At 75.9% G+C, this 24260-nt stretch carries 16 protein-coding genes; 12 read left to right on the plus strand and 4 right to left on the minus strand.

Going from position 1 to position 24260, the window contains the following annotated elements; translation table 11 throughout:
- Positions 1-37: 37 nt before the first annotated feature.
- Positions 38-265 carry a DUF3107 domain-containing protein gene (locus ACFW1A_RS16195; protein ID WP_380409454.1) on the minus strand — a complete coding sequence of 76 codons (228 nt, stop codon included), beginning with the start codon at positions 263-265 and terminating at the stop codon, positions 38-40.
- A gap of 108 nt (positions 266-373) precedes the next feature.
- Positions 374-1030 carry a TetR/AcrR family transcriptional regulator gene (locus ACFW1A_RS16200; RefSeq protein WP_380409456.1) on the minus strand — a complete coding sequence of 219 codons (657 nt, stop codon included), beginning with the start codon at positions 1028-1030 and terminating at the stop codon, positions 374-376.
- 181 nt (positions 1031-1211) lie between these two features.
- Between ACFW1A_RS16200 and ACFW1A_RS16205 the strand changes: the two genes are divergently transcribed.
- The 5 genes from ACFW1A_RS16205 to moeZ all read left to right on the plus strand — a co-directional run bounded on the left by ACFW1A_RS16205 (position 1212) and on the right by moeZ (position 7400).
- Positions 1212-2204 carry an alpha/beta fold hydrolase gene (locus tag ACFW1A_RS16205; RefSeq protein WP_380409458.1) on the plus strand — a complete coding sequence of 331 codons (993 nt, stop codon included), beginning with the start codon at positions 1212-1214 and terminating at the stop codon, positions 2202-2204.
- A 320-nt stretch (positions 2205-2524) separates the two neighbouring features.
- Complete coding sequence (locus ACFW1A_RS16210; protein WP_380409460.1) at positions 2525-4102, plus strand: DUF3492 domain-containing protein; 1578 nt, start codon at positions 2525-2527, stop codon at positions 4100-4102.
- A complete protein-coding gene (locus ACFW1A_RS16215) occupies positions 4102-5034 on the plus strand; it encodes a hypothetical protein (protein WP_380409462.1) in 933 nt (310 codons plus the stop codon). Before ACFW1A_RS16210 ends, ACFW1A_RS16215 begins: the two co-directional genes overlap by 1 nt.
- A 61-nt stretch (positions 5035-5095) precedes the next feature.
- Entirely contained in the window at positions 5096-6073 is a 978-nt protein-coding gene (locus ACFW1A_RS16220) for an NAD-dependent epimerase/dehydratase family protein (RefSeq protein WP_380409464.1), read from the plus strand.
- A 148-nt stretch (positions 6074-6221) separates the two neighbouring features.
- Positions 6222-7400, plus strand: coding sequence for an adenylyltransferase/sulfurtransferase MoeZ (gene moeZ, locus ACFW1A_RS16225; protein ID WP_380409466.1), 1179 nt, complete (start codon positions 6222-6224; stop codon positions 7398-7400).
- Between the two features lie 70 nt (positions 7401-7470).
- Here moeZ and ACFW1A_RS16230 read toward each other — a convergent pair whose 3' ends face one another.
- Positions 7471-10173 carry a lysylphosphatidylglycerol synthase domain-containing protein gene (locus tag ACFW1A_RS16230; protein WP_380409468.1) on the minus strand — a complete coding sequence of 901 codons (2703 nt, stop codon included), beginning with the start codon at positions 10171-10173 and terminating at the stop codon, positions 7471-7473.
- Positions 10174-10297: 124 nt separating this feature from the next.
- Here ACFW1A_RS16230 and ACFW1A_RS16235 point away from each other — a divergent pair, with 124 nt between their 5' ends.
- The 4 genes from ACFW1A_RS16235 to ACFW1A_RS16250 all read left to right on the plus strand — a co-directional run bounded on the left by ACFW1A_RS16235 (position 10298) and on the right by ACFW1A_RS16250 (position 18924).
- Positions 10298-10654: an MGMT family protein gene (locus ACFW1A_RS16235; RefSeq protein WP_380409470.1), complete on the plus strand. Its 357-nt coding sequence runs from the start codon at positions 10298-10300 to the stop codon at positions 10652-10654.
- 61 nt (positions 10655-10715) lie between these two features.
- Positions 10716-14285 (plus strand): ATP-dependent helicase, encoded by a 3570-nt coding sequence (locus ACFW1A_RS16240; RefSeq protein ID WP_380409472.1) that lies wholly within the window; start codon positions 10716-10718, stop codon positions 14283-14285.
- Positions 14286-14319: 34 nt separating this feature from the next.
- Positions 14320-17517 carry a UvrD-helicase domain-containing protein gene (locus ACFW1A_RS16245; RefSeq protein ID WP_380409474.1) on the plus strand — a complete coding sequence of 1066 codons (3198 nt, stop codon included), beginning with the start codon at positions 14320-14322 and terminating at the stop codon, positions 17515-17517.
- Between the two features lie 201 nt (positions 17518-17718).
- On the plus strand, positions 17719-18924 hold the full coding sequence (locus ACFW1A_RS16250) for a PP2C family protein-serine/threonine phosphatase (protein WP_380409476.1): 1206 nt from the start codon (positions 17719-17721) through the stop codon (positions 18922-18924).
- 28 nt (positions 18925-18952) lie between these two features.
- Here ACFW1A_RS16250 and ACFW1A_RS16255 read toward each other — a convergent pair whose 3' ends face one another.
- Complete coding sequence (locus tag ACFW1A_RS16255) at positions 18953-19924, minus strand: endonuclease/exonuclease/phosphatase family protein (protein WP_380409478.1); 972 nt, start codon at positions 19922-19924, stop codon at positions 18953-18955.
- A 96-nt stretch (positions 19925-20020) separates the two neighbouring features.
- On the opposite strand from ACFW1A_RS16255, the gene ACFW1A_RS16260 reads away from it, so the two are divergent.
- The 3 genes from ACFW1A_RS16260 to ACFW1A_RS16270 are packed head-to-tail and all read left to right on the plus strand — an operon-like array spanning position 20021 to position 24155.
- Positions 20021-20632 carry a PadR family transcriptional regulator gene (locus ACFW1A_RS16260; protein ID WP_380409480.1) on the plus strand — a complete coding sequence of 204 codons (612 nt, stop codon included), beginning with the start codon at positions 20021-20023 and terminating at the stop codon, positions 20630-20632.
- Positions 20629-21378, plus strand: a complete 750-nt coding sequence (locus ACFW1A_RS16265) for an ABC transporter ATP-binding protein (protein ID WP_380409482.1) — start codon at positions 20629-20631, stop codon at positions 21376-21378. The genes ACFW1A_RS16260 and ACFW1A_RS16265 overlap by 4 nt, the downstream gene beginning before the upstream one ends.
- Entirely contained in the window at positions 21375-24155 is a 2781-nt protein-coding gene (locus ACFW1A_RS16270; RefSeq protein WP_380409484.1) for an FtsX-like permease family protein, read from the plus strand. The genes ACFW1A_RS16265 and ACFW1A_RS16270 overlap by 4 nt, the downstream gene beginning before the upstream one ends.
- Positions 24156-24260: the final 105 nt, after the last annotated feature.

The following is a 24260-nucleotide window of genomic DNA, read 5'->3' on the forward strand; positions in this document are numbered from 1 at the left end:
CCCGCCCCGGCCCCCCACTCCGGCAGGTCGCGGCGGCTCAGACGGTGCCGAAGCCCACCTTGCGCGCGGCCTGCTCGCCGATCTCGACGTAGGCCAGCCGGTCGGACGGGACGATGATGCGACGGCCGTGCTCGTCCGTCAGCGTGAACAGCTTGGCAGTGCCGTCCAGCGCCTTCGCCACCGCGTTCTCGACCTCGTCCGCCGTCTGCGGGCTCTCGATGACGATCTCTCGCGGCGCGTTCTGCACGCCGATCTTGACCTCCACGGCTGTGGTCCCTCCGGTTGCAGCCTCCACGCGCGGCTGCCGCCCAGGTGGTGCGGTGGCCGCGCCGTACGGCTTCACCTTAGAGCAACCGGGTGGCGACGCGGCGGATCAGCTGTCGGCCGCGGCCCCGGGCAGGTCGGCCGGGTGCATCGGGAAGCCCTTCAGGCCGCGCCAGGCCAGGCTGGCGACCAGCCGGACCGCCTCGTCGCGCGGGATCTCGCGGCCCTGGGAGAGCCAGTAGCGGGCGGTGATCTGGGCCAGCCCGCAGACGCCGGCGGCCAGCAGCTTGGCCTCCGCCTCGGGCAGGTCGGTGTCCTCCGCGATCACCTGGCTGACCAGGGTCGCGCTCAGGTCGGAGGCCCGGTCCACCCGCTCGCGCACCGCGGGCTCGTTGGTCAGGTCGGACTCGAAGACCAGCCGGAACGAGCCGGACTCGCTGGCCACGTAGTCGAAGTAGGCCTGCATGGTGGCGGCCACGCGCTGCTTGTTGTCCGTGGTGGCGTCCAGCGCGGCCCGGGTCGACTCGACCAGGGCGTCGCAGTGCTTGTCCAGCAGCGCCAGGTAGAGCTCCAGCTTCCCGGGGAAGTGCTGGTAGAGCACCGGCTTGCTGACGCCCGCGCGCTCGGCGATGTCGTCCATCGCGGCGGAGTGGTAGCCCTGCGCGACGAACACCTCCTGCGCGGCTCCGAGCAACTGCTCACGGCGGGCGCTACGCGGCAGCCGTGCGCCGCGCGGGCGGTCCTGGGCCTCCTGGATGGCCGTCACGGCGCTCCTCACAATTCATCGTCGGGCACTGCACGGTTGGCGGCAGGCCGCTGATTCTACTTTCGAGTAACCGGCGGCGCGCCTGCCCGAACGGGAAAAAGCACAGCTCCCGGCTTGTCGGATGCCCACAATACGGCGCGGGCCCCCGCCCGGCGCCAGAGTCTCACTACCATCTTCTCCCATGAGCACTGAGCAGCGGGAGCGGGCCGGGGCGGAGCCGGACGAGGGCGGTCGTGGGGGTGCGGACGGTCGCCCGCCGGGCCTGTGGCGGACCCGCTCGGTGGAGGTGCCGGGCGCGCTGCTCTCGGTCACCGGGCCGACCGCGGACGCCTCCGCCGGGCTGCCGGAGGTGCTCTTCGTGCACGGCCTGGGCGGCTCCGCCGAGAACTGGACCGAGCTGATGGCCGACCTGGACGGGGTGGTCCGCGGGGAGGCGCTGGACCTGCCGGGCTTCGGCTGGTCGGCGCCGCCGCTGGACGGCAACCTCTCGGTCAGCGGCCACGTGCGGGCGGTGATCGGCTACCTGGAGGCGACCGGGCGCGGGCCGGTCCACCTGATCGGCAACTCGCTGGGCGGCGCCGTCTCGGTACGGCTGGCGGCGCTGCGGCCCGACCTGGTGCGGAGCCTGACGCTGATCTCCCCGGCGCTGCCCGAGCTGCCGCCGCAGCGCTCGGCGCTGCCGACCGGGATGCTGGCCATCCCCGGGGTGCCCCGGCTGCTCTCCCGGATCCCGTCCGGCGGCCGGAGCGTGGAGCAGGCCACCGACGGGCTGCTCGACCTGGTCTACGGCAACGCCCGGGAGATCCCGGCGGACAAGCGGGACCGGGCGGTGGCCGAGTACAAGCGCCGGATGGGGCTGCCGTACGCGATGCAGGTGCTGGTCGGCTCGGCGCGCGGGATCGTCTCCGCCTACACCGAGCGCGGCGACCAGGCGCTGTGGCGCCAGGCGGAGCGGGTCGAGGTGCCGGTGCTGCTGGTCTACGGGCTGCGGGACAAGCTGGTCTCCTACCGCTCGGCGGCCCGGGCCTGCGCGGCGTTCAAGGACGCCCGGCTGCTGGTGATCCCGGCGACCGGGCACGTGGCGATGATGGAGCACCCGGCGCAGGTCGGCCGGGCGGTGCGGGAGTTCCTCGACGAGGTCGGGGGCGCCGCCGGGGAGGCGCGGCGGGCCTGAGCCGCCGTCAGGACGGCCGCCCGCGGAACGGATGACGGAGCGGCAGGTTACGGGCGTTCACTCGTTCAGGTGGCCGCCGAGTGGGCCTGCCGGTCCGGCGGCCGGTTCCGTTCTACCTTCGTGGTGTCGGACCGAACAGATGTGGGGGGCGCGGGGGCGCCCGAGGGTGTGTGAGATGCGCAGTGGGCGGGCGGGGCCCGTCGGTGCTCGGGCGTGGGGGCGCCCGGTGAGGTAGGGCGGGCCGCGGGCCCGCCGAGTGCGCAGTTGCAGGTCCCGGCGGTCCGGTCGTCCCTATTTCGCTCTGCCTCCTGGAGGTCGTCGTGCGCATCGCCCTGCTCACCGAGGGTGTCCACTCCGTTCCGCAGCGTCCCGCCGGCCCGTCGGCCGACTGGTGCGGGCGGCTGGTCGAGGGCCTGCCGGAGCACGAGTTCGAGCGCTACCTGCTGCTGGCCGGCGAGGCCGGCCCGGACGGGCCGGACCGCCCGGGACTGCGCACCCTGGCGCTGCGCGGTCCGCGGCCGGCCGGCCGGCGGCCCGGTGCGGTCCGCCGCCGGCACTACGCCCGGGCCTACGAGCAGCTGGTCCGCGCCCTGGTGCTGCCGAACGCGCGGGAGGGGTTCGCGCCCGGGCTGCACCGGCTGGCCGAGCTGGCCCGGGAGGACGGCGCGCTGCCCGCCTTCCTCGCCTCCGGCCACGCCCACGCGGTGCTGGAGCGCACCTGGCGCTCGCCCGGCGCCGACACCGCCGCCGGCCAGCCGCTGGTGCGCGACGTGCTGGTGGCCGGCGACCTGCTGGAGCAGTGCCTGCGCCCGCTGGCCGCCGACTGGTACGGGGAGGGCGCGGGCGGCCTGGGCGGCGCGGACCTGTGCCACGTGGTCGGCGGCGGCCCGGCCGCGCTGCCCGCGCTGGTGGCCAAGGAGCGGTACGGGGTGCCCTTCGTGCTCACCGAGCACGGGCTGCACCTGCGCGAGCAGTACCTGGGCTACCGGCAGGCCCCCTACCGGTGGCCGGTCCGGGCCCTGCTGCTGAGCTTCTTCCGGCTGCTCACCGCCGAGACCTACCGGCAGGCCGCGCTGCTCACCCCCGGCAGCGGCTACGACCGCGAGTGGCAGCTGCGCTGCGGGGCGAGACCGGAGCGGATCCGGGTGGTCTACCAGGGCCTGCCGGCGGTGGCCCGCCCGCCCGCCGGGCCCGAGCCGGAGCAGCCGACCCTGGTCTGGGCCGGCCGGCTGGAGCCGGCCGCCGATCCCGAGCTGGTGCTGCACGCCTTCGCCCGGATCCGGGCCGAGCTCCCCGCGGCCCGGTTGGTGATGCACGGGCCGGAGGGCCTGCCGGGGTACCGCGCGCACTGCCTGGCGGTGGCCGACCGGCTCGGGGTGGCCGGGCAGGTGGAGTTCCCCGAGCGGCCGTGCTCGGCGGCCGAGGTCTGGGGCGGCGGCACCGTCGCGGTCTTCTCGGCCCGCTCGCTGCCCCGTCCGCGTCCGCTGGCCGACGCGATGCTCAGCGGCCGCGCGCTGGTGGCCACCGACGTGGGGGTGGCCCGCGAGGTGGTCGGGCCGACCGGCCTGCTGGTGCCGCCGTGCGACCCGGCCGCGCTGGCGGTGGCCTGCCTGGCCCTGCTGGGGGACGAGGAGCGGCGGGCCCGGCTGGGCCTGGCCGGGCGGCTGCGGGCCCAGGAGCGGTTCGCGGTGGAGCCGGTGACGGCCGCGTTCCGGGAGGTGTACCTGGAGCTGGTCTCGCAGTGGCCGGCCTTCCCGGCCGTCGAGCGGCGCCCGGGGGCGGTGCCGCGCCCGTTCGCCCGGCCCGCCGAGTACTGGGTGGCGGGCGAGGAGGAGCAGGGCCCCGCCATAGCGGGGACGGCGGCCCGGGGCGCCGGGGCGATGGCGCGGGTGCCCTGATGCGGCTGGAGCGCCCGGCCCCGCCCGGGCCGCCGCAGCCGGTGGCGGACCCGGTGCGGGAGCTGATGGCGGCGCACCGGGAGCTGTGCGAGCGGGCCACCCACCCGCTGGAGATCGCCGCCGCACTGGAGGAGGCGGGGGTGGCCGCCGCCACCGCCGGGCGCTACCGGCACGCGGACGTCTTCGCGCTGGCCGAGGAGCTGTTCGCCCGGGTGCCGCGCCGGCCCGCCGAGCCCGCGGTCCGGGCGCCGGTCGGCGGGCCGGTCCCGCCGGTGCCGGTGCGCCGGCGGGACCGGGTGGGCCGGCTGGTCGGGGTGCTCGGCGTGGTGCTGCTGCCCCTGGTCACGGTGCTCGGCCCGGCCGGCGGGCCCGGCGCGGCGCGGGTGCCGGCCGCGCTGGCGGTGGCGGCCTGGGCCGCCGCGGGGCCGGCCGACTGGTCGGCGCGCTGGGTGCGGCACGCGGGGCAGGTGCAGCTGCGCTCGGCCGCCACCGCCGCGGAGTTCCGGGCCCGGATGCGCCCGGTGCTGCCGGTGGCGGTCGGGCTGCAGCTGGCCGCGCTGGCGGTGACCAGCTTCGCGGCGCTGGCGGTGCTCACCGCGCTGGCGCCGCGCCCCGGGCCGGTGGCGGGCGGCCTGCTGCACGAGGTGGTGCAGCGGGCCGGTCCGGCCCAGTGGGCCGGGCAGGCGGCGGTGGGGCTGCTGCTGGTCGGCGCGGCGGTGCTGCGCCGGTGCGGCGGCGGGCCGGCGGGTGCGGCCGCGCTGCTCGGCGCGACCGGGCTCGGCGCACTGCTGGCGGGCCTGCGGGCGCTGGGCGCGCTGCCGGCCTGGGCGACCGGTCCGGGCGCGCTCACCGCGCTGGCCGCGGGGTCGCTGGCGGCGGTGCTGCTGCCGTACGGCTGGCGGGTCGTCGGCGAGCCGGGCGCGCACCGCTGAGCCGCTCCCGACGGGCGGCCAGTTCGTTCTCTTCAGTCAGTTTCTCGTGGAAGGACGCCCGATGAGGGTGCTGTTGCTGGGGGCCGGCGGGTACATCGGCCGCCGGGTCGCCGACCGGTTGCTGCAGGACCGCGACCTGCAGGTCACCGTGCTGGGCCGGCGGGACGCCGCCGACATCCGGTTCGACCTGGCCGCCGGGAGTCCGGGCGCGCTGGCCCGGTTCCTGGACGCGGTGGCGCCGCAGGTGGTGATCAACTGCGCCGGGGCCACCTACGGCACCCCGCGCACCCTGGTGCGGGCCAACGCGCTCGCGGTGGCGACCGTCTGCGAGGCGATCCGGCGCAGTCGCGAGCCCGCCCGGCTGGTGCACCTGGGGTCGGCCGCCGAGTACGGCCCGGTCCCGTTCGGGGTGCCGGTAGCGGAGACCACCGAGCCGCGGCCGGTCGGCCCGTACGGGGTGTCCAAGCTGGCCGGCGCCGAACTGGTGCTGGCCTCCGGGCTGGACGCGGCGGTGCTGCGGGTCTTCGACGTGGTCGGCCCCGGGGCCCCGGCCGCCTCGCTCTTCGGCCGGCTGGCCGAGGGGCTGCGGCGGGCGCTGGAGCAGCAGGAGCCGCTGGTGCGGATGCCCGACCTGTCCGCCTTCCGGGACTTCGTGGACGTGCGGGACGTGGCCCGGGCGGTGCGCGCGGCCGCGGTCTCGGCGGCCACCGGCGTGATCAACATCGGCACCGGCCACGCGGTGCGGGCCCGGGAGGCGGCCGACCTGCTGGTGCGGGTCTCCGGCTTCGACGGCCCGCTGACCGAGGAGCTGCGCCCGCCGGCCCTGGTGCCGGCCCAGGCCGCGGCCGACCCGGCCACCCGGGCCATGACGAACCTCACATCCGCCCCGCCCGCCGCGCCCGCGCTGCCCCCGGTGGAGCCGGTGCCGTGGCGGCAGGCGGACGTGCGCACCGCGCGGGAGCGGCTGGGCTGGCGGGCGCACACCCCGCTGGAGGAGTCGCTGGGGGACGTCTGGCTGGAGACCGCCTGCCGGGTCTGAGCCGGGTGGGACCGGCCGTTCCGGCCCGCGGTCCGGTCCCACCATCCGGCGGAGGCCGTCTCGCCCCTCGGACGTGCCGTCTCGGAATAACGGCCCGGCATGACACTGTTGGCGTAGTCACCACCGTTTGACGACCATCGGAGTCCCCGTGTCGCTGCCACCCCTGGTCGAGCCGGCCGACGAGCTCACCGTAGACGAGGTCCGCCGGTACTCCCGCCACCTGATCATCCCGGACGTCGGGATGGCCGGGCAGAAGCGGCTGAAGAACGCCAAGGTGCTCTGTGTGGGCGCCGGCGGGCTCGGTTCCCCGGCCCTGATGTACCTGGCCGCGGCCGGCGTCGGCACCCTGGGCATCGTCGAGTTCGACACCGTCGACGAGTCCAACCTGCAGCGCCAGATCATCCACGGCCAGTCCGACATCGGCCGCTCCAAGGGCGAGTCCGCGCGCGACTCGGTCAAGGAGATCAACCCGTACGTCAACGTGATCCTGCACGACGAGCGGCTCGACAACGACAACGTGATGGAGATCTTCTCCGGCTACGACCTGATCGTCGACGGCACCGACAACTTCGCCACCCGCTACCTGGTGAACGACGCGGCGGTGCTGCTCGGCAAGCCGTACGTGTGGGGCTCGATCTACCGCTTCGACGGCCAGGCGAGCGTCTTCTGGGCCGAGCACGGCCCGTGCTACCGCTGCCTCTACCCGGAGGCCCCGCCGCCGGGCATGGTCCCGTCCTGCGCCGAGGGCGGCGTGCTCGGGGTGCTGTGCGCCTCGATCGGCTCGATCCAGGTCACCGAGGCGATCAAGCTGCTGGCCGGTGTCGGCGAGCCGCTGGTCGGCCGGCTGATGATCTACGACGCCCTGGAGATGAACTACCGTCAGGTCAAGGTCCGCAAGGACCCCGACTGCGCGCTCTGCGGCGAGAACCCGACGGTCACCGAGCTGATCGACTACGAGTCGTTCTGCGGCGTGGTCTCCGAGGAGGCCCAGGAGGCGGCCCTCGGCTCGACCATCACGCCCAAGCAGCTCAAGGAGATGCAGGACAACAACGAGGACATCCTGCTGATCGACGTCCGCGAGCAGAACGAGTACGAGATCGTCAGCATCCCCGGGGCGGTGCTGATCCCGAAGAACGAGTTCCTGATGGGCAGCGCGCTGGAGCGGATGCCCCAGGACAAGAAGATCGTCGTGCACTGCAAGACCGGTGTCCGCTCGGCCGAGGTGCTGGCCGTGCTGAAGGCGGCCGGGTTCGCCAACTCGGTCCACCTGGGCAGCGGCGTGATCGGCTGGGTCCACCAGATCGAGCCCGAGAAGCCGGTCTACTGACCCTTCCCGAACGCCGACGGGCCGGTCCCCACTCCTGAGTGGGGGCCGGCCCGTCCGTCGTCCGGCGGGGCTAGAGGCTGCCGCGCCGTTGCAGGAAGCTGTAGGCGATCCAGCCCGGCAGCACCGGCAGCCAGAAGGTCAGCACCCGGAAGAGGAAGACCGCCGAGGTGGCGGTGGCGGCCGGCAGGCCGGCCAGGCCCAGCGCGGTGATGATGGCGACCTCGACCGCGCCGATCCCGCCCGGCGTCGGCACCGCCGAACCGGCCGCATTGGCGGTCAGGAAGATCACCGCCACCGCGGGGAAGCTCATCGAGCCGCCGAAGGCGCGCAGCGAGGCGTCCAGGCAGGCGGTGAACGCCAGGGTCAGCAGCACGATGCCGCCGAAGCCGCTGAACAGCTTGCTCGGGGTCTGCATCAGGTCGAGCATCCGCGGGACCACGCCGAAGAAGAGCGAGCGCACCCGGTTCACCACGAACCGCCGCAGCGGACCGACCGCCGCGATCACCAGCGAGAGCACCGCCGCGGTCAGCACCCCGATGATCACCGCCCGCTGGTTGCCCACCTCGCCGCCGTTCTGGCTGCCGGTGATCAGGCCGAAGCAGAACAGCAGCAGCAGGTGGCCGCCCAGGCCGGCCAGCTGCGAGGCGCCCACGCTGGCCACCGCCTGTCCCGGCCGGATGCCGGCCTTCTGCAGGTAGCGGGTGTTCAGCGCGATGCCGCCGATCGCGGCCGGCGCGACCAGCTTGACGAAGGAGCCGGCCACCTGGGCCGCCACCGTCCGCCCGAACGGCAGCCGCTCCGGCACGAACCCGGTCAGGCTCATCGCGGCGGCCACGTAGCTGAGCCCGGCGGCGGTGACCGCCACCGCGGTCCAGCCCCAGTTCATGTGCGAGAGCTTCAGCTGGCCCGGCTGGATCGTGGTCACCGCCAGGTAGGCGGCGAAGGCCAGCGCGATCCAGGTGATCAGGGTCTTCGGCTTGAGCCGCTCCAGCTTGGCCGGGGCCTCGGGGGCCTCCGGGGCGATCTGCAGGATCTCCGCCCGGATCCGGGAGAGCAGGTCCTCGCCGGCGGCCGCGATGTCCTCCTCGGCCTGCGCCTGGGTCTGCTCGCCGGCCGCCACCTGCTCCACCGCCAGCGCCTGGGCCGCGGCCTTGCGCTCCTTGACCTGCTTGGCCAGGTCGGCCCGGGTCTGCCGGCTCATCCCGACCGGCTGCAGCAGCGGCAGCGCGGCGGCCACCTTGTCGGCGCCCAGCACCCGGTTGGCGACGGCCACCGCGCGCTCCGGACCGACCCGCAGCGCGAAGGTGGTGAGCAGCTGGGCCACGTCGATCCGCAGCGTCAGGTCGCCGGCCGCGATGTCGCCGCCGGAGAGGTTGACCAGGGCCCCGCGCTTCTCGTCCACCACCAGCAGCGACTCGCCGGTCAGCCGGCGGTGGGCGATCCGGCGCCCGTGCAGCGCGCCGACCGACTCCCAGAACGAGGCCATCACCTCGTCGGTGACCTGGTCGTCCGTCAGCTCGTCCAGGATCCGGCCCTCGATCTTCTGGTAGACCAGGATCGCGGCGTCCGGCCCCAGCTCCGAGGTGGCCACCAGCTGCGGTGCGTTGGCCCCGGCCGCGCTGGCCGCGTACGCGATCAGCGCCTCCTGCTCCAGCGCCTGGCGCAGCGACTGCGGGCTGCGCCGCACCGCCACCGAGCGCAGCCGAAGCCGCCGCCAGGCCCGGTAGAAGAAGCCGGAGGCCTGCTGCTCGCGGTCGATGATGTGCACGTCCAGCGCCGGGCCGTCCTGCTGCTGGACGAAGTAGCGCCGGGTGCCGCCGGGCGCGTCGGGGGCCCGGTAGCCGGTGCGCGGCGTGAAGCCGACCCGGCGCAGGCCCAGCATCAGGTGCTGGCCGGTGGGCCGGATGTTGGGCGAGCCGATGGTGTAGAGCGTCCCGTAGGCGACCGACCAGCCGATCAGCAGGGTGAGCAGCAGCGAGAGCGGGGTGGTGTTGCCGCTGATCAGCTCGGTGGCCCCGCTGAGCAGCACCACCACCCAGAGCGCGACCCGCCACCGTGGTCGGCTGTGCATGCCGACGGCGGTCATGAAGGCGACCACCGGCGCCAGGTAGCCGTGCACCGGCTCGGTGATCGACCCGGTGCCCTCGGGCAGCCGGGTGAAGGCGGTGCGGATGCTCTCGGTGGCGCCCTCGGCGACCCACCAGTCCACCGCCAGCGACACCCCGTAGGCCAGCACCGAGGCGAGCACGCCGTCGGCCACCCGCAGGCCGTCGCGCTTGATCAGCCGCTCCACCGCGAAGGCCACCGGGACCCCGAGCACCGCCACCCCGGACAGCAGGCTGCCCAGGGTGGAGAGCCACGGGGTGACGTGCCGGATGTTGGCGTGGATGTCCTTCTCGATGCCGCTGGTGGTCGAGGTGGCGATGTTGGCGATCACGAAGAGCGCGACGATGCCGAGCAGGCCGACGACGAAGCGGATCAGGTCGGACGGGCGGTGGGCCCGGGCGGCGAGCAGCGGCTCGTCCACCGCGAGGGAGTGGTCGTCCTCGGCCGCGGGCCCGGCCGGTGCGGCCGGGGCGGGGGCGGGCTCGGCCGGGGCGGTCGGCTCGGGCACCGGGAGCGGTTGGGGGGCCGGCCCGGGCTCGGCGGCGGGAGCCGGCTTGGCCGGCTTCTCCAGCGAGACCTTCGGCTCCCGGCCCGGCCCGGCCGCTGGGTGTGCGGGGGTGGACTCGTTCGAGCCCTGGTCCACGTCCACGTCAGCCGTCCCGGTCATCTGGTCTTGTCCTCGTATCACCACTCACCGCCTGGAAGATGGTGGCATGCCGGGCACCCCGCCGCCGGACAGGGGCCGGGCCGGGCGCGGCGAATACCCCGCAGGAGATCGCCGGCTGGTCCGGATGGGCAAGAATGCCCGAGTGACGGACAACAGCGCGGGCCCTCGCCCCGCCGCAGACCTGCCCCCGTTCGCCGAGTTGGTGCTCGATGTGGTCGACCGTATCCCGCCGGGGCGGGTGATGACGTACGGGGACGTCGCCGAGTTCCTCGGACAGGGCGGTCCGCGCCAGGTGGGCCGGGTGATGGCGCTGTACGGCGGTGCGGTGGCCTGGTGGCGGGTGGTCCGGGCGGACGGCGGCCTGCTGCCCGGCCACGAGCTGCGGGCGCTGGCCGCCTACCGGACCGAGGGCACCCCGCTGCGGGAGAGCGGCGAGCAGCTGAAGCTGGACCTGCGCCGAGCCCGGTGGGACGGCCGCTGACGGGAATGCTCCCGCGGTCTCGTAGGCTGTAGGGTCCCCGATTCCTGACCCGAGGACTTCCGTGGCCTCCCCCTACCGCTTGGTGCGCAGCCCGCTCGCGACGCCCGCCCCGCCGGTGCTGGACCCCTACCAGCAGGCGGTGGCCGAGCATGCGGACGGTCCGCTGCTGGTGCTCGCCGGCCCCGGGACCGGGAAGACCACCACGCTGGTGGAGGCGGTGGCCCGGCGGGTGGAGCGCGGCACCGACCCGGAGCGGATCCTGGTGCTCACCTTCAGCCGCAAGGCGGCGATGGAGCTGCGCGACCGGATGGCGGTGCGGTTGCCGGCCGCGCCGCAGGCCACCACCTTCCACTCCTTCTGCTACGCGCTGCTGCGGGCCCACCAGGAGCCCGAGCGGTTCGCCGAGCCGCTGCGGCTGCTCTCCGGCCCGGAGCAGGACGTGATGGTCCGCGAGCTGCTGGCCGGTGACGCCGAGGACGCCGCGGGCGGCGCGCCGGGCAGGATGGGCTGGCCGCTGGACCTGCGCGCCTGCCTGACCACCCGCGGCTTCGCCGACGAGGTGCGCGCGGTGCTGGCCCGCAGCCGGGAGCTGGGCCTGGGCGAGGCCGAGCTGGCCCGGTTCGCGGCCGGCGTGCAGCGCCCGGACTGGTCGGCCGCGGCCCGCTTCCTGGCCGACTACCTGGACGTGCTGGACCTGCGCGGGGTGCTGGACTACGCGGAGCTGGTGCACCGGGCCGTGCTGCTGGCCGAGCGGGTCGGCGGCGAGCTGGCGAGCCGGTACGACGCGGTCTTCGTGGACGAGTACCAGGACACCGACCCGGCCCAGGTGCGGCTGCTGCAGCAGTTGGCCGGCGGCGGGCGGACGCTGGTCGCGGTGGGGGACCCGGACCAGTCGATCTACGCCTTCCGCGGTGCGGACGTCAACGGGATCCTCGACTTCCCGCAGCAGTTCCCGCACCGGGACGGACGACCGGCCGAGGTGAAGGTGCTGCGGGTCTGCCGCCGGTCCGCGCCGGTGCTGCTGGCCGCCTCCCGGGAGCTGGCCGGCCGGCTGCCGATGGGCCGGCTGCCCGCCGAGAAGCTGGCCCAGCACCGGGCGCTGCTGCCGGGCCGGGAGGGCGGGCCCGGTCAACTGGAGGTGCTGACCTTCCCCACGCCCGGGGCCGAGCTGGAGACGGTGGCCGACCTGCTGCGCCGCGCGCACCTGGAGGAAGGGGTGCCGTGGGGCGAGATGGCGGTGCTGGTCCGGGCCGGGGCCAGGGCGATCCCGGGGGTGCGGCGGGCGCTCAGCGCGGCCGGGGTGCCGCTGGAGATCGACGGGGACGACGTGCCGCTGCGCGAGGAGCCGGCCGTGGTCCCGCTGCTGCTGGCGCTGCGGGTCTGTGCCGAGGGGGCCGCGCGGGAGAAGGCGGGCGGGCCGGCTTCGGGTGACGATCCGCTGACCGCCGAACTGGCCGAGACCCTGCTCACCGGCCCGCTCGCCGCCCTGGACGGCGCCGACCTGCGCCGGCTGGGCCGCGACCTGCGCGAGGAGGAGCGGGCCGCCCTCCGCGAGGAACAGCGGGGCGGAACGGTCACGATCCCCCCTCAGGCGGGCCCGCCCGGGGAGCCCGGAGACGCGCACCCGCTGCCCGAGGAGGAGTGGGCCGCGCTCCTGGACGAAGCGGGCCTGCTGCCGGAGGACGGGGAGGCGGCCCCGCTGCCCGACGAGGAGAGGGCCGAGGCGGAGTGGGCCGAGCCCCACGCGCAGGTGCTCCTCCTGGCCGCGCCCGAGGAGACCGACCTCCTGCACGGAGCGCCGGCCGCCCCGAGCGCGCTGCCGGGGCGCGGCCGGCTGGTCGTGCGCCCGGCGCAGGAGCTGATCCGGGAGGCACTCGCCGCCCCCGAGCGCCTGGTGATGCTCGACAGCGCCCCCGCCCGCCGCGCCCGCGAGCTCGGCACCCTGCTGCGCAAGGTCCGCGACCTGCTGATCGGCGGCGGTACCGCCGAGGAGGCGCTCTGGCAGCTCTGGGACGGCAGCCCGCGCTGGCGCGAGCGCCTGGAGCGGGCCGCGCTGCGCGGCGGCACGGTGGGCCGCAACGCCGACCGCGACCTGGACGCCCTGTGCGCGCTCTTCGAGACCGCCGCCCGCGCCGAGGACCAGGTCACCGGCCACCGCGGCGCCCTCGACCTGCTGGAGGAGCTGTCCGCCCAGGACATCGCCGCCGACACCCTGACCGTCCGGACGGCCCGCCCGGAGGCGGTGCGGCTGATGACCGCGCACCGCGCCAAGGGCCTGGAGTGGCGCCTGGTCGTGGTGGCCGGCGTGCAGGAGGGCCTGTGGCCGGACCTGCGCCGGCGCGGCTCGCTGCTGGAGGCGGACCGGATCGGCCGCGACGGCCTGGCCGAACCGCTCACCCCCGCCGCCCTGCTGGGCGAGGAGCGCCGCCTCTTCTACGTCGCCGCGACCAGGGCGAAGGAGCGCCTGGTGGTCACCGCGGTCAAGGCCGCCGCCGAGGACGGCGACGAGCCCTCGCGGTTCCTGCGCGAGCTCTACCGCGAGGAGCTGGACCCGCGCACCGGCAAGGTGCTGCGCCGCACCCCGCCCGCCGTCGTGGCGGACGTGACCCAGCGTCCGCGCCGCCCGCTCTCGGTCGCCGCCCTGGTGGCCGAGCTGCGCGCGGTCACCGTCGACCCGACCCGCTCGCCCGCCCTGCGCCGCACCGCCGCCGAGCGGCTGGCCGCGCTGGCCGGCGCCGCCGACCAGGCCGGCACGCCCCTGGTCCCGCTCGCCCACCCCGACCGCTGGTGGGGGATGGCCGAGCCGACCAGCAACCCGGTCCCGCTGCGCGAGCCGGACCGTCCGGTGCAGCTGTCCGGCAGCGGCCTGGAGCAGTTGGACGCCTGCTCGCTGCAGTGGTTCCTGACCAAGGAGGTCAAGGCGCAGACCGCCACCTCCGGCGCCCAGGGCTTCGGCAACGTGCTGCACGCGCTGGCCGACGAGGTCGGGTCCGGGCGCACCCCCGCCGACCTGGCGGTGCTGCTGGAGCGGCTGGACACGGTCTGGGACGCCCTGGCCTTCGACGCGCCCTGGAAGTCGGACCAGGAGAAGACCCAGGCCCGGGCCGCGCTGGAGCGGTTCCTGCACTGGCACGTGCTGGAGCGCGGGCGCAGCACGCTGGCCACCGAGCACGACTTCGACCTGACCCTGCCGGTGGGCGAGGTCTCGGTCCGGATCCGCGGGGTGATGGACCGGGTCGAGCAGGACGCGCTCGGCCGGGCCTACGTGGTCGACTTCAAGACCGGCAAGCGGGCCCCCACCGACAAGTCGCTGCCCGAGCACAAGCAGCTGGCGGTCTACCAGCTGGCGGTCCGCGAGGGCGCGCTGGACCCGCTGCTGAACGAGCGCCCGCCGCTGGGCGGCGCCGAGCTGGTCCAGCTGCGGTTCGAGGACAAGAAGCTCCCCGACGCGCCCAAGGTCCAGCACCAGCCGCCGCCCGAGGGCGGGCCGTGGATCGAGGACCTGCTCGCCGACGCGGCCGGCCGGGTGCTGGCCGAGCGGTTCGTCCCGAGCACCGGCGAGGCCTGCGGCACCTGTTCCTTCAAGCGCAGCTGCTCGGCCCAGCGGGACGGCCGCCAGCTGGTCGAGTAGGCGCGCTGTCCGCCGGTCCGGTTACCGTGGTCCGATGCTCAGCCACCCCGACCAGCTCAAGGAACTGCTCGGCATCCCGTTCAACCCCGAGCAGATGGCGGCGATCGGGGCGCCGCTGGAGCCGGCCGTGATCGTGGCGGGGGCGGGCTCCGGCAAGACCACGGTGATGGCCGCCCGGGTGGTCTGGCTGGTCGGCTCGGGGGCGGTGGCCCCGGAGCAGGTGCTCGGGCTGACCTTCACCAACAAGGCCGCCGCCGAGCTGGCCGAGCGGGTGCGCACCGCACTGGCCCGGGCGGGGCTGCGGGACGACCCGGTGGCCGGCGAGCCGGAGATCTCCACCTACCACGCCTTCGCCGGCCGGCTGCTCAAGGAGCACGGCCTGCGGATCGGCATCGAGCCGGACGTGCGGCTGCTCGCCGACGCCACCCGGTTCCAGCTGGCGGCCAAGGTGCTGCGCTCGGCCCGCGGTCCGTTCCCGCACCTCAGGGACCGGTTCAGCGCGCTGGTGGCCGAGCTGACCGCGCTGGACGCGGAGCTGGCCGAGCACCTGGTCCCGCCGGCCCGGCTGCGCGAGTTCGACCGCGCCCTGCTGGACGAGCTGGCCGTCACCAAGCTGACCAACCAGGAGCTGCGCGACGTCCCGGAGGCCGCCCGCGGCCGCCAGGAGCTGCTCGCGCTGGTCGAGGAGTACCGCCGCCGCAAGCGGGCCGCGGGCCTGATGGACTTCGGCGACCAGATAGCCGCCTCGGCCCGGCTGGCCCTGGAGCGGCCCGAGGTGGGCCGGCTGCTGCGCGAGCAGTACCGGGTGGTGCTGCTGGACGAGTACCAGGACACCTCGGTGGCCCAGCGGCTGCTGCTGGCCGGCCTGTTCGGCGGTCCGGAGTCCGCCGGCCACCCGGTCACCGCGGTCGGCGACCCGTGCCAGGCGATCTACGGCTGGCGCGGTGCCTCGGTGGCCAACCTGGACGACTTCCCGGGCCACTTCCCGAAGGCCGACGCCACCCCGGCGGCCCGCTACGCGCTGAGCGAGAACCGCCGCAGCGGCGGCCGGCTGCTCGCCTTCGCCAACGAGCTGGCCGGTCCGCTGCGCACGCTGCACCAGGGTGTCGAGGCGCTGCGCCCGGCGCCCGGGGCCGAGCTGGACGGCCTGGCCCGGGTCGCCCTGCTGCCCACCCACGCGGCCGAGGTCGACTGGCTGGCCGACTCGATCGCCCACCTGGTGGCCACCGGCACCCGGCCCGGGGCGATCGCCGTGCTCTGCCGCGGCGCGGCCACCTTCCCCGACGTCCACGCGGCCCTGGTGGCCCGGCAGGTCCCGGTCGAGGTGGTGGGCCTGGGCGGGCTGCTGCAGCTGCCCGAGGTGGCCGACCTGGTCGCGGTCTGCGAGGTGCTGCAGGACCCGACCGCCAATGCGGCCCTGGTCCGGCTGCTGATCGGCCCGCGCTGGCGGATCGGCCCGCGCGACCTGGCGCTGCTCGGCCGCCGGGCCGCCGCGCTGGTGAGCACCGCCGCGCTGGACGGCACCGATCCGCTGGCGGCGGCGGTGGCCCAGACCGACCCGACCGAGGTGGTCTCGCTCAGCGACGCGCTGGAGACCTTCCTGGACGCGGGGCAGCACGGGGGCACCTCCCGGCCGGACGCCGGGGCAGAGCTGCCGTTCTCACCGGAGGCCCGCGCCCGGTTCGCGCACTGCGCGCGGGAGATCCGCGAGCTGCGCCGGGCGCTGGCCGAGCCGCTGCTGGAGGTGCTGCACCGGGTGCTCGCGGTCACCGGTCTGGAGATCGAGCTGGCCGCCTCCCCGCAGGCGCTGGCCGCCCGTCGCCGGGAGAGCCTGCAGGCCTTCCTGGACGTGGCGGCCCGCTTCGCCGACCTGGACGGCGACCCCGGCCTGTCCGCCTTCCTGGCCTTCCTGCGCGCCGCCGAGGAGTACGACCGCGGGCTGGACGCCGGCCTGCCGGGCGGCGAGGACACCGTGAAGGTGCTCACCGTGCACAAGGCCAAGGGGCTGGAGTGGGACGTGGTGGCGCTGCCCGGCCTGGTCAAGGGCGCGTTCCCGAGCAACCGGTCGCGGGAGCGGTGGACCGGCCGCCGCCCGGTGCTGCCGTACCCGCTGCGCGGTGACGCGGCGACCCTGCCCGAGGTGCCGGCCTGGACCGCCAAGGGCATGACCGCGTTCCGGACCGCGCTCAAGGAGCAGGCCGCCACCGAGGAGCTGCGCCTGGGTTACGTGGCGGTGACCCGCCCGCGGACCCTGCTGCTGGCCTCCGGCCACTGGTGGGGGCCGACCCAGTCCACCGTGCGCGGCCCCTCCGAGTACCTGGAGGCGCTGCGCGCGCACGCCGAGCGGCCCGGGGCCGGCGAGGTCGAGCAGTGGGCCGAGCCGCCGGTGGCCGACGCCGAGAACCCGGCGCTGCGGGCCGCGGCCGAGACCCCCTGGCCGCTGCCGCTGGACCCGGCCGCCCGGCACGCCCGGCAGCGGGTGGCGGCGGTGGTGCGCCGCCGGCTGGCGGGCGAGCCGGCCCCGGCGCCCGAGCGGCTGGTCCCGGAGGAGCAGCGGCTGGTGGACTCCTGGGACCGCGACCTGACCGCGCTGCTCGGCGAGCTGACCCGGTCCCGCGGCGGGGTCCGCGAGGTCCCGCTGCCGCCCGCCCTGTCGGCCACCCAGCTGATGCGGCTGGCGGCCGACCCGGACGGCTTCGCCAAGGAGCTGGCCCGCCCGCTGCCCCGGCCGCCGCAGACCGCCGCCCGCCGCGGCACCCGGTTCCACGCGTGGATCCAGGCCCAGTACGCGCCGCTGCCGCTGCTGGAGCCGGAGGCGCTGCCGGGGTTCGACGAGGCCGAGGACATCGCGGACGAGCACGACCTGGAGCAGCTCAAGCAGGCCTTCCTGCGCGGGCCGTACGCGTCGCTGCGCCCGCACCGGGTGGAGGCGCCGGTGCAGGTGGTGCTGGCCGGTCGGGTGGTGCGCGGCCGGATCGACGCGGTCTACCGGGTCGGTGACGGCCAGTCAGGGTCACGCTTCGAGGTGGTGGACTGGAAGACCGGCCACGACGAGCGGGCGGATCCGCTGCAGCTGGCGATCTACCGGCTGGCCTGGGCGGAGCAGCACGGCCTGCCGCTGGAGCAGGTCACCGCGGCGTTCTGCTTCATCCGCAGCGGTCGGATCGAAAGACCGGTAGGACTTCCTGACCGGAACGCGTTGGAAACGCTCCTGATCGGGAAGAGTGACTAAGAGGTCACAGAGAGCATTCAATTCGTCACACGGTCGCGCGAAACCGATGCAGAGTGCACGTTTCGCGCCTATTGTGGGGTCGGTAACCGGTCACCCACGTCTGCGCGGCCACCGGTCCGGCCCCCGATCATCACCCTCAGTCATCGCCCCAGCTGCCGTCGGCGCGGGCACCTTCTGCTGGAGACACCTAAGTTGAGCGCGATGGGGAAGTTGATCGCGACCTGGACGTCGAGTGCGGCCGGCCGACTGGCCGGCCCGGACCGGGGCCCGGCCACCGTCCGCCCGACGGGCACCTGGCCCCGCACCGCCCTGGCGCTGCCGTTCATCGGCATGGCGCTGGTGATCGGCCTGGACTACCTGAGCACCCTCGAAGTGACGGTCGAGCCCGCCCTGACCGCCGTCCCGGCGCTCGCGGCGATCGTCAGCCGCCGGGTCTGGTACCCGATCCTGACCGGCCTGATGGCCGAGGCGGCGGCCTTCGTGATGGCCGCCTACAACAACGTGCTGGGCGAGTCGGTGCACAGTGCCACCGTCTTCGCCATCGCGCTGGTCACCGCGATCAGCTGGGTCAGCGCCACCCTGAGGGTCCGTCAGGAGCAGGCGCTGGCCGACGCCCAGCTGGTGGCCGAGATCGCCCGCCGGGTGCTGCTGCGCTCGGTGCCCGACCGGGTCGGCAGCGTGCGGGCCGCCGTGCACTACGCGGCCGCGGCCGCGCACGCCCGGATCGGCGGCGACCTGTACGAGGTGGTCAACACCCGGCACGGGGTGCGCGCCGTGGTCGGCGACGTGCGCGGCAAGGGGCTGAACGCGGTGGAGACGGCGGCCGCCGTGCTGGGCGCCTTCCGGGAGGCCGCGCACCAGGAGCCGGCGCTGGACCGGGTGGCCGGCTGGCTGGCCGTCAGCCTGGACCGCGCGCTGCACGAGAACGACCACCCCGGGGTGGAGGAGGAGTTCGTCACCCTGGTGCTGATCGGGGTCGGCCCGGACGGCGCCGCGGAGATCGTCAACTGCGGCCACCCGGCGCCGCTGCTGCTGACCGCGGACGGCACCGTGCGGGCCCTGGAGCTGGCGGAGACGGTGCCGCCGCTCGGGGTGCTCGACCCCGAACTGGTGGCGCCGCCGGTGCAGCGGGTGCCGTTCGCGCCGGGGGACCGGGTGCTGCTCTACACCGACGGGGTGATCGAGGCGCGCGACCGGGCCGGGCGGTTCTACCCGCTGGCCGAGCGGCTGCCGGGGTGTGCGGAGGGCGGTCCGGTGGACGTGCTGCGCCGGCTGCACGAGGACGTGGTGCGCCACGTCGGCCGCCAGCTCGGCGACGACGCGGCGATGCTGCTGCTGCAGTACGAGCCGGCCCCGGCCGGCGGGCAGCAACTGCCGCACCAGAACGTTCACCTGGCGCGGCAGTAGCCGGCCCGGGGGCCGGCGGCCGGTCGGTTCACAGGTCGACCTCGACCAGCAGCGGCCGGTGGTCCGAGACCCCGACCCGGGGCGCGGCCACGGTGCCGACCGCGGTGCGCGGCACGCCGACCGCCAGTACGTGGTCGAACTGCACGGCCGGCCGGTGCGAGGGGTAGGTGGGGGTGCGGGCCAGGTCGTGCCAGCCCTGCAGCCGGGCGCCCGGCTCGCGGCCGCGCCGCCGCCCGGCGGGCAGTGCGCCGCGCGCGTGCCGGGCGGCGCGCAGCTCGCGGATCCGGCGCGGCGAGGCCGGGGCCCGGTCCAGCGCGGTGGCCGAGCCGAGCACGGTGCGCGGCACCGGGCCGACCAGGTTGAAGTCGCCCAGCACCAGGTAGGGCCGGGGCAGGTCGGCGATCCAGCGGCGGATGCCGGCCAGTTGGGCCATGTTCCAGCCGGGCACGAACGACAGGTGGGTGGCCACCACGGTGAACTCCCCCCGCTCGCCCGCGAGGACCGCGGCCAGCGCGGCCCGCGGCTCGTCCGGCACCGGGGTCAGTCCGCGCCGGCCGGCCACCCGCAGCGGCAGCCCGAACGGCGCCGGCGCGAACCGCCGGGCCCGCCAGTGCCGCACCGGGAGCCGGCTGAGCAGGGCGGTGCCGTAGGAGGGGCGGTCGGTGGCGCTGCCCAGGTCCTCGGGGCCGTAGACCCGCAGGCCGGTCGGCTCGGGGTCGCGGAGCCAGCCGGCCACCGGCGCCGGGCGGCCGTGCAGTGCGGCGGCGAACCGCCAGTCGGCCGCGTCCATCGCCTTGGCCGCCACCGCGGTCTGGTCGGTCAGGCCGGAGCGCTGCTGGTGCCGGTCCACTTCCTGGAGCGCCAGCACGTCGGTGTCGAGGGCGGCGATCGCCTCGTGCAGCGGTTCGGCGGCCTCGGCGGGGTAGGGGAGCGGGCTGCCGTCGGCGGCCAGCGGCTGGCCGTGCAGCAGGTTGAAGGTCGCGATGCGCAGTGGGCTCACACCTGGTGACGGTACGCCTTGCGGCCGGGCGCGCGGGGCGCGACGGCCCGGTCCGGCGCTTGTGACCCTGCCGCATACCGGGTATACATACTCGGTATGTCCATCAAACACGGTCTCCTCGCCCTGCTCGACCAGGGCCCCCGCTACGGCTACCAGCTGCGGACCGAGTTCGAGGAACGCACCGGCGCGACCTGGCCGCTGAACGTCGGTCAGGTCTACACCACGCTGGGGCGACTGGAACGGGACGGCCTGGTGCTGCCGGACGGCGAGGACGAGGAGGGCCACGTCTACTACCGGGTCACCGACCGGGGGCGGGCCGAACTGCGCAGCTGGTTCGAGACCCCGGTGCCGCGCACCAACCCGCCGCGGGACGAGCTGGCGATCAAGCTGGCGATGGCGGTGACCGTGCCCGGGGTGGACGTGCACGCGGTGGTCCAGGGGCAGCGCCGGCACAGCATCCAGGCGCTGCAGGACTACACCCGGCTCAAGGCCCGGGCGCTGGCCGGGATGACCGATCCCGCGGCGGGCGGCGCGGAGCTCGCCTGGCTGCTGGTGCTCGACCAGCTGATCTTCCAGACCGAGGCCGAGGTCCGCTGGCTCGACCACTGCGAGACCCGGCTGGCGCAGCACCGCCCGCAGGCGGTGCCCGCGCCCCAACCCGCGCCCACGGTGCGCGGGCGCAACAAGCAACGACAGGGGGAACGATGACCACGACCGAGCCGATACTCCAGCTCGACCAGGTGTCCCGGGTGCACGGACAGGGCGCCGCCGAGGTGCACGCGCTGCGGGCGGTGGACCTGACGGTGCACGCCGGCGAGTTCGTCGCCGTGATGGGCCCCTCCGGCTCCGGCAAGTCCACCCTGCTCACCCTGGCCGGCGGGCTGGACCGCCCGACCGGCGGCCGGGTGCTGGTGCAGGGCAGCTCGCTGGGCGAGCTCTCCCGCAAGCGGCTGGCCCAGGTGCGCCGGCGCGCGGTCGGCTACGTCTTCCAGGACTACAACCTGATCCCGGCCCTGACCGCGGCGGAGAACATCATGCTGCCGCGCGAGCTGGACGGGGTGCCGGCCCGCACCGCCCGCCGTGAGGCGCTGGCCGCGCTGGCCGAGATCGGCATCGAGGAGCTGGCCGACCGGTTCCCCGACGACATGTCGGGCGGTCAGCAGCAGCGGGTCGCGATCGCCCGGGCCCTGATCGGCGGGCGCAACCTGGTGCTGGCCGACGAGCCCACCGGCGCACTGGACTCCGGCACCGGGGAGGCGGTGCTCGCGGTGCTGCGGGCGCGCTGCGACGCGGGCGCGGGCGCCGTCATGGTCACCCACGAGGCCCGGCACGCCGCCTGGGCGGACCGGGTGGTCTTCCTGCGCGACGGACGGCTGGTGGACGAGACCGGCCGGCTCAGCGCCGACGAGCTGCTGGTCGCCGCGACCGGGAACGCCCAGGGGGGCGAGGAGTGAGGCTCTCCGCCCTGCGGGCCGCGCTGCGGATCGCCCGCCGCGACGCGCTGCGCGCCAAGGGCCGCAGCGCCCTGGTGCTGGCCATGATCGCGTTGCCGGTGGTCGGAGTGGCCGGCGCCGACGTGGTCTACCGCAGCACCACGCTGACCCCCCTCCAGCAGGTGGACCGTCAGCTCGGCCGCGCCGACGTGCTGCTGCAGTTCGACGCGCCGGGGCTGCACGTGCGCCAGGCCCCGATGGCCTGGGACGGCCAGCGCGGCGAGTTCACGCCACCGAACCAGCAGACGCCCGAGCAACAGGCCGAGCAGACCGCCGACCCCGCCGAGCTCGCGGGCCGCCTGCTGCCGTCCGGCTCGGTGCTGCTGCCGGTGACCGAGACCGAGACGATGGCCCGCAGCCGGGACGGCCTGCTGCGCACCCAGGTGACCGAGGCGGACCTGACCGACCCGGTCTGGCACGGCCGGCTCGACCTGGTGGCGGGCAGCGCCCCGGTCCGGGCCGACCAGCTCGCGGTGACCCAGGCCTTCCTGGACGGCGCCGGCCTGAAGCTCGGCGCCGGCACCGTGCTCGGCGGTGAGCACGGGGAGAGCTTCACCATCACCGGGGTGGTCGAGCGCCCGGACCGGCTGGGGCTGGTCGAGGCGGTCGGTCGGCCCGGCACGCTGGCCGGCGCGCTCCCCGCGGGACTGACCCCGCCCAGGCCGAACGGTTGGCTGGTCCGGCTGCCGGCCGGCGCCGCGCTGGACTGGGCGGGCGTGCAGCAGCTCAACGCGCACGGCTTCGCGGCCAGCTCGCGCGCGGTCGCGCTCCGTCCGCCGCCCCGCGACCAGGTCCCCTACTACCGGTACGGCATCCAGCAGGGCGGCTACCTGGACGACTCCACCACCGTGGTGCTGATCACCGTGGTCGGCATGGCGCTGCTGGAGGTGGTGCTGCTGGCCGGCCCCGCGTTCGCCGTCGGCGCCCGGCGGTCCCGGCGCCAGCTGGGGCTGGTCGCGGCCGGCGGCGGTGACCGGGCGCAGGTGCGCGCGGTGGTCCTGGGCGGCGGACTGGTGATCGGGCTGGCCGGGGCGGTGCTCGGAGTGCTGCTCGCGGTGCTGGGCGTGCTGGTGGCCCGGCCGTGGCTGGAGCAGGCGTCCGGGGCGCGGTTCGGCTCGTTCGGGGTGGCGCCGCTCGACCTGCTCGGGGTGGCCGCGCTCGGCCTGGTCACCGGGCTGCTGGCGGCGGTGGTGCCGGCCGTGCAGGCCGGGCGGACGGAGGTGCTGTCCGCGCTGACCGGGCGCGGCGAGGTCAAGGCGCCACCGCGCCGGCTCGTCGTGCTGGGCCTGCTGATGCTGCTGGGCGGCGGGGCGCTGGCCCTGCTCGGGGTCAGTGACGGGCGGATGCGCAACACCGCGGTGCTGGGCGGCTCGGTGCTGGCCGAGCTGGGCATGGTGGCCTGCACCCCGGTGCTGGTCGGCCTGTTCGGGCGGCTCGGGCGGCTGCTGCCGCTCACGCCGCGGCTGGCCCTGCGCGACGCGGTGCGCCACCGCGGCCGCACCTCGCCGGCGGTGGCGGCCGTGATGGCGGCCGTGGCCGGTGCGGTCGCGGTCGGCATCTACGGGGCCAGCAACGACCAGGAGATGCGCGAGCACTACACCGCGACCGTGCCGCCGGGGGCGGTCACCCTGGTCGGCTTCGGCTCCACGGCGGTGGCGCCGCTGGCGCCGCAGCGCGCCGCGGTCGAACAGGCGATGCCCGGGCTCGGCGAGCGGGCCGACGTGCTGCAGGTCGACTACCCGGGCGGCTGCCTGGTGAAGGAGGCCGCCTGCGCCCACGCGCCCGGAGCGGTCAGCCTGGTCGCACCGCCGGCCAAGCGGTGCCCGTTGGCGGACCACAGCGGTCCGGGGGCGTACGACCCGGCCATGGCCCGCGACCCGCGCTGCTTCACCCACGTCGACATCACCCCGTTCGGGCAGCTGGTCTCCGGCGACCCGACCCTGCTGCCCAACCTGTTCGGGGTCCAGGACCCGGCGGTGGAACGGGCGGCGGCCGACGGCAAGCTGGTGGTCTTCGACCCCGCCATGATCGACAACGGCAAGGCGGTGCTGCGGCTGCAGTACCAGTCCGACCCGGGCAACCCGGCGTGGACCGACCACGACCAGCTGGTGGACGCGGTGCTGGCGAAGGGCGTGACCACGCTCGGCACCAGCTACCTCGCCCCGGCACTGGTGGCCCGGTACGGGCTGGCCACCGCCGACGCCGGCTCGGTCTGGCGGCCGGCCGCGGTGCCCTCCGCGGCGGCCGAGCAGCGGGCGCTCGGGGCGCTGGGCAAGCTCGGGGTGATCAGCTGGCAGTTCCAGGTGGAGCGCGGCTACCGGGCCGCCAACTCCGCGATGGAGCTCGGGCTCACCGCGTTCGCGGCGCTGGTCGCGCTGGGCGCGGCGGGCATCGCCACCGGCCTGGCCGCCGCCGACTCGCAGCAGGACCTGGCCACCCTGGCGGCGGTCGGGGCCGAGCCGCGGATCCGCCGCCGGCTCTCCGGACTCCAGTGCGGGGTGATCGCGGCGATGGGGACGGTGCTCGGCACCGTGTGCGGCGCGGTCCCGGCGGTGGCGCTGCGCGAGGCGAAGGGCCTGGCCGCGGCCGCCCGCTACGGCGGGCCGGCCGACCACGTGGTGCTCGCCTTCCCGTGGCTGGACATCGCACTCACCCTGGTCGCGCTGCCGCTGCTGGCGGCCGGGCTGGCCGCGCTGCTCACCCGCTCGCGGATCGGCATGGTGCGCCGGACCTCCTGACGGGTGGGCCGGGGCGGGTGACCGACCCCACAGTGCCGCGGCCGGGCCGAACCCACGCAACAGGGTCACCAACCCCGGCAGGAGACGCCACGTGGGCAGGAACAA

This window comes from Kitasatospora sp. NPDC058965 (genome assembly GCF_042741245.1).
Taxonomy (GTDB): Bacteria; Actinomycetota; Actinomycetes; order Streptomycetales; family Streptomycetaceae; genus Kitasatospora.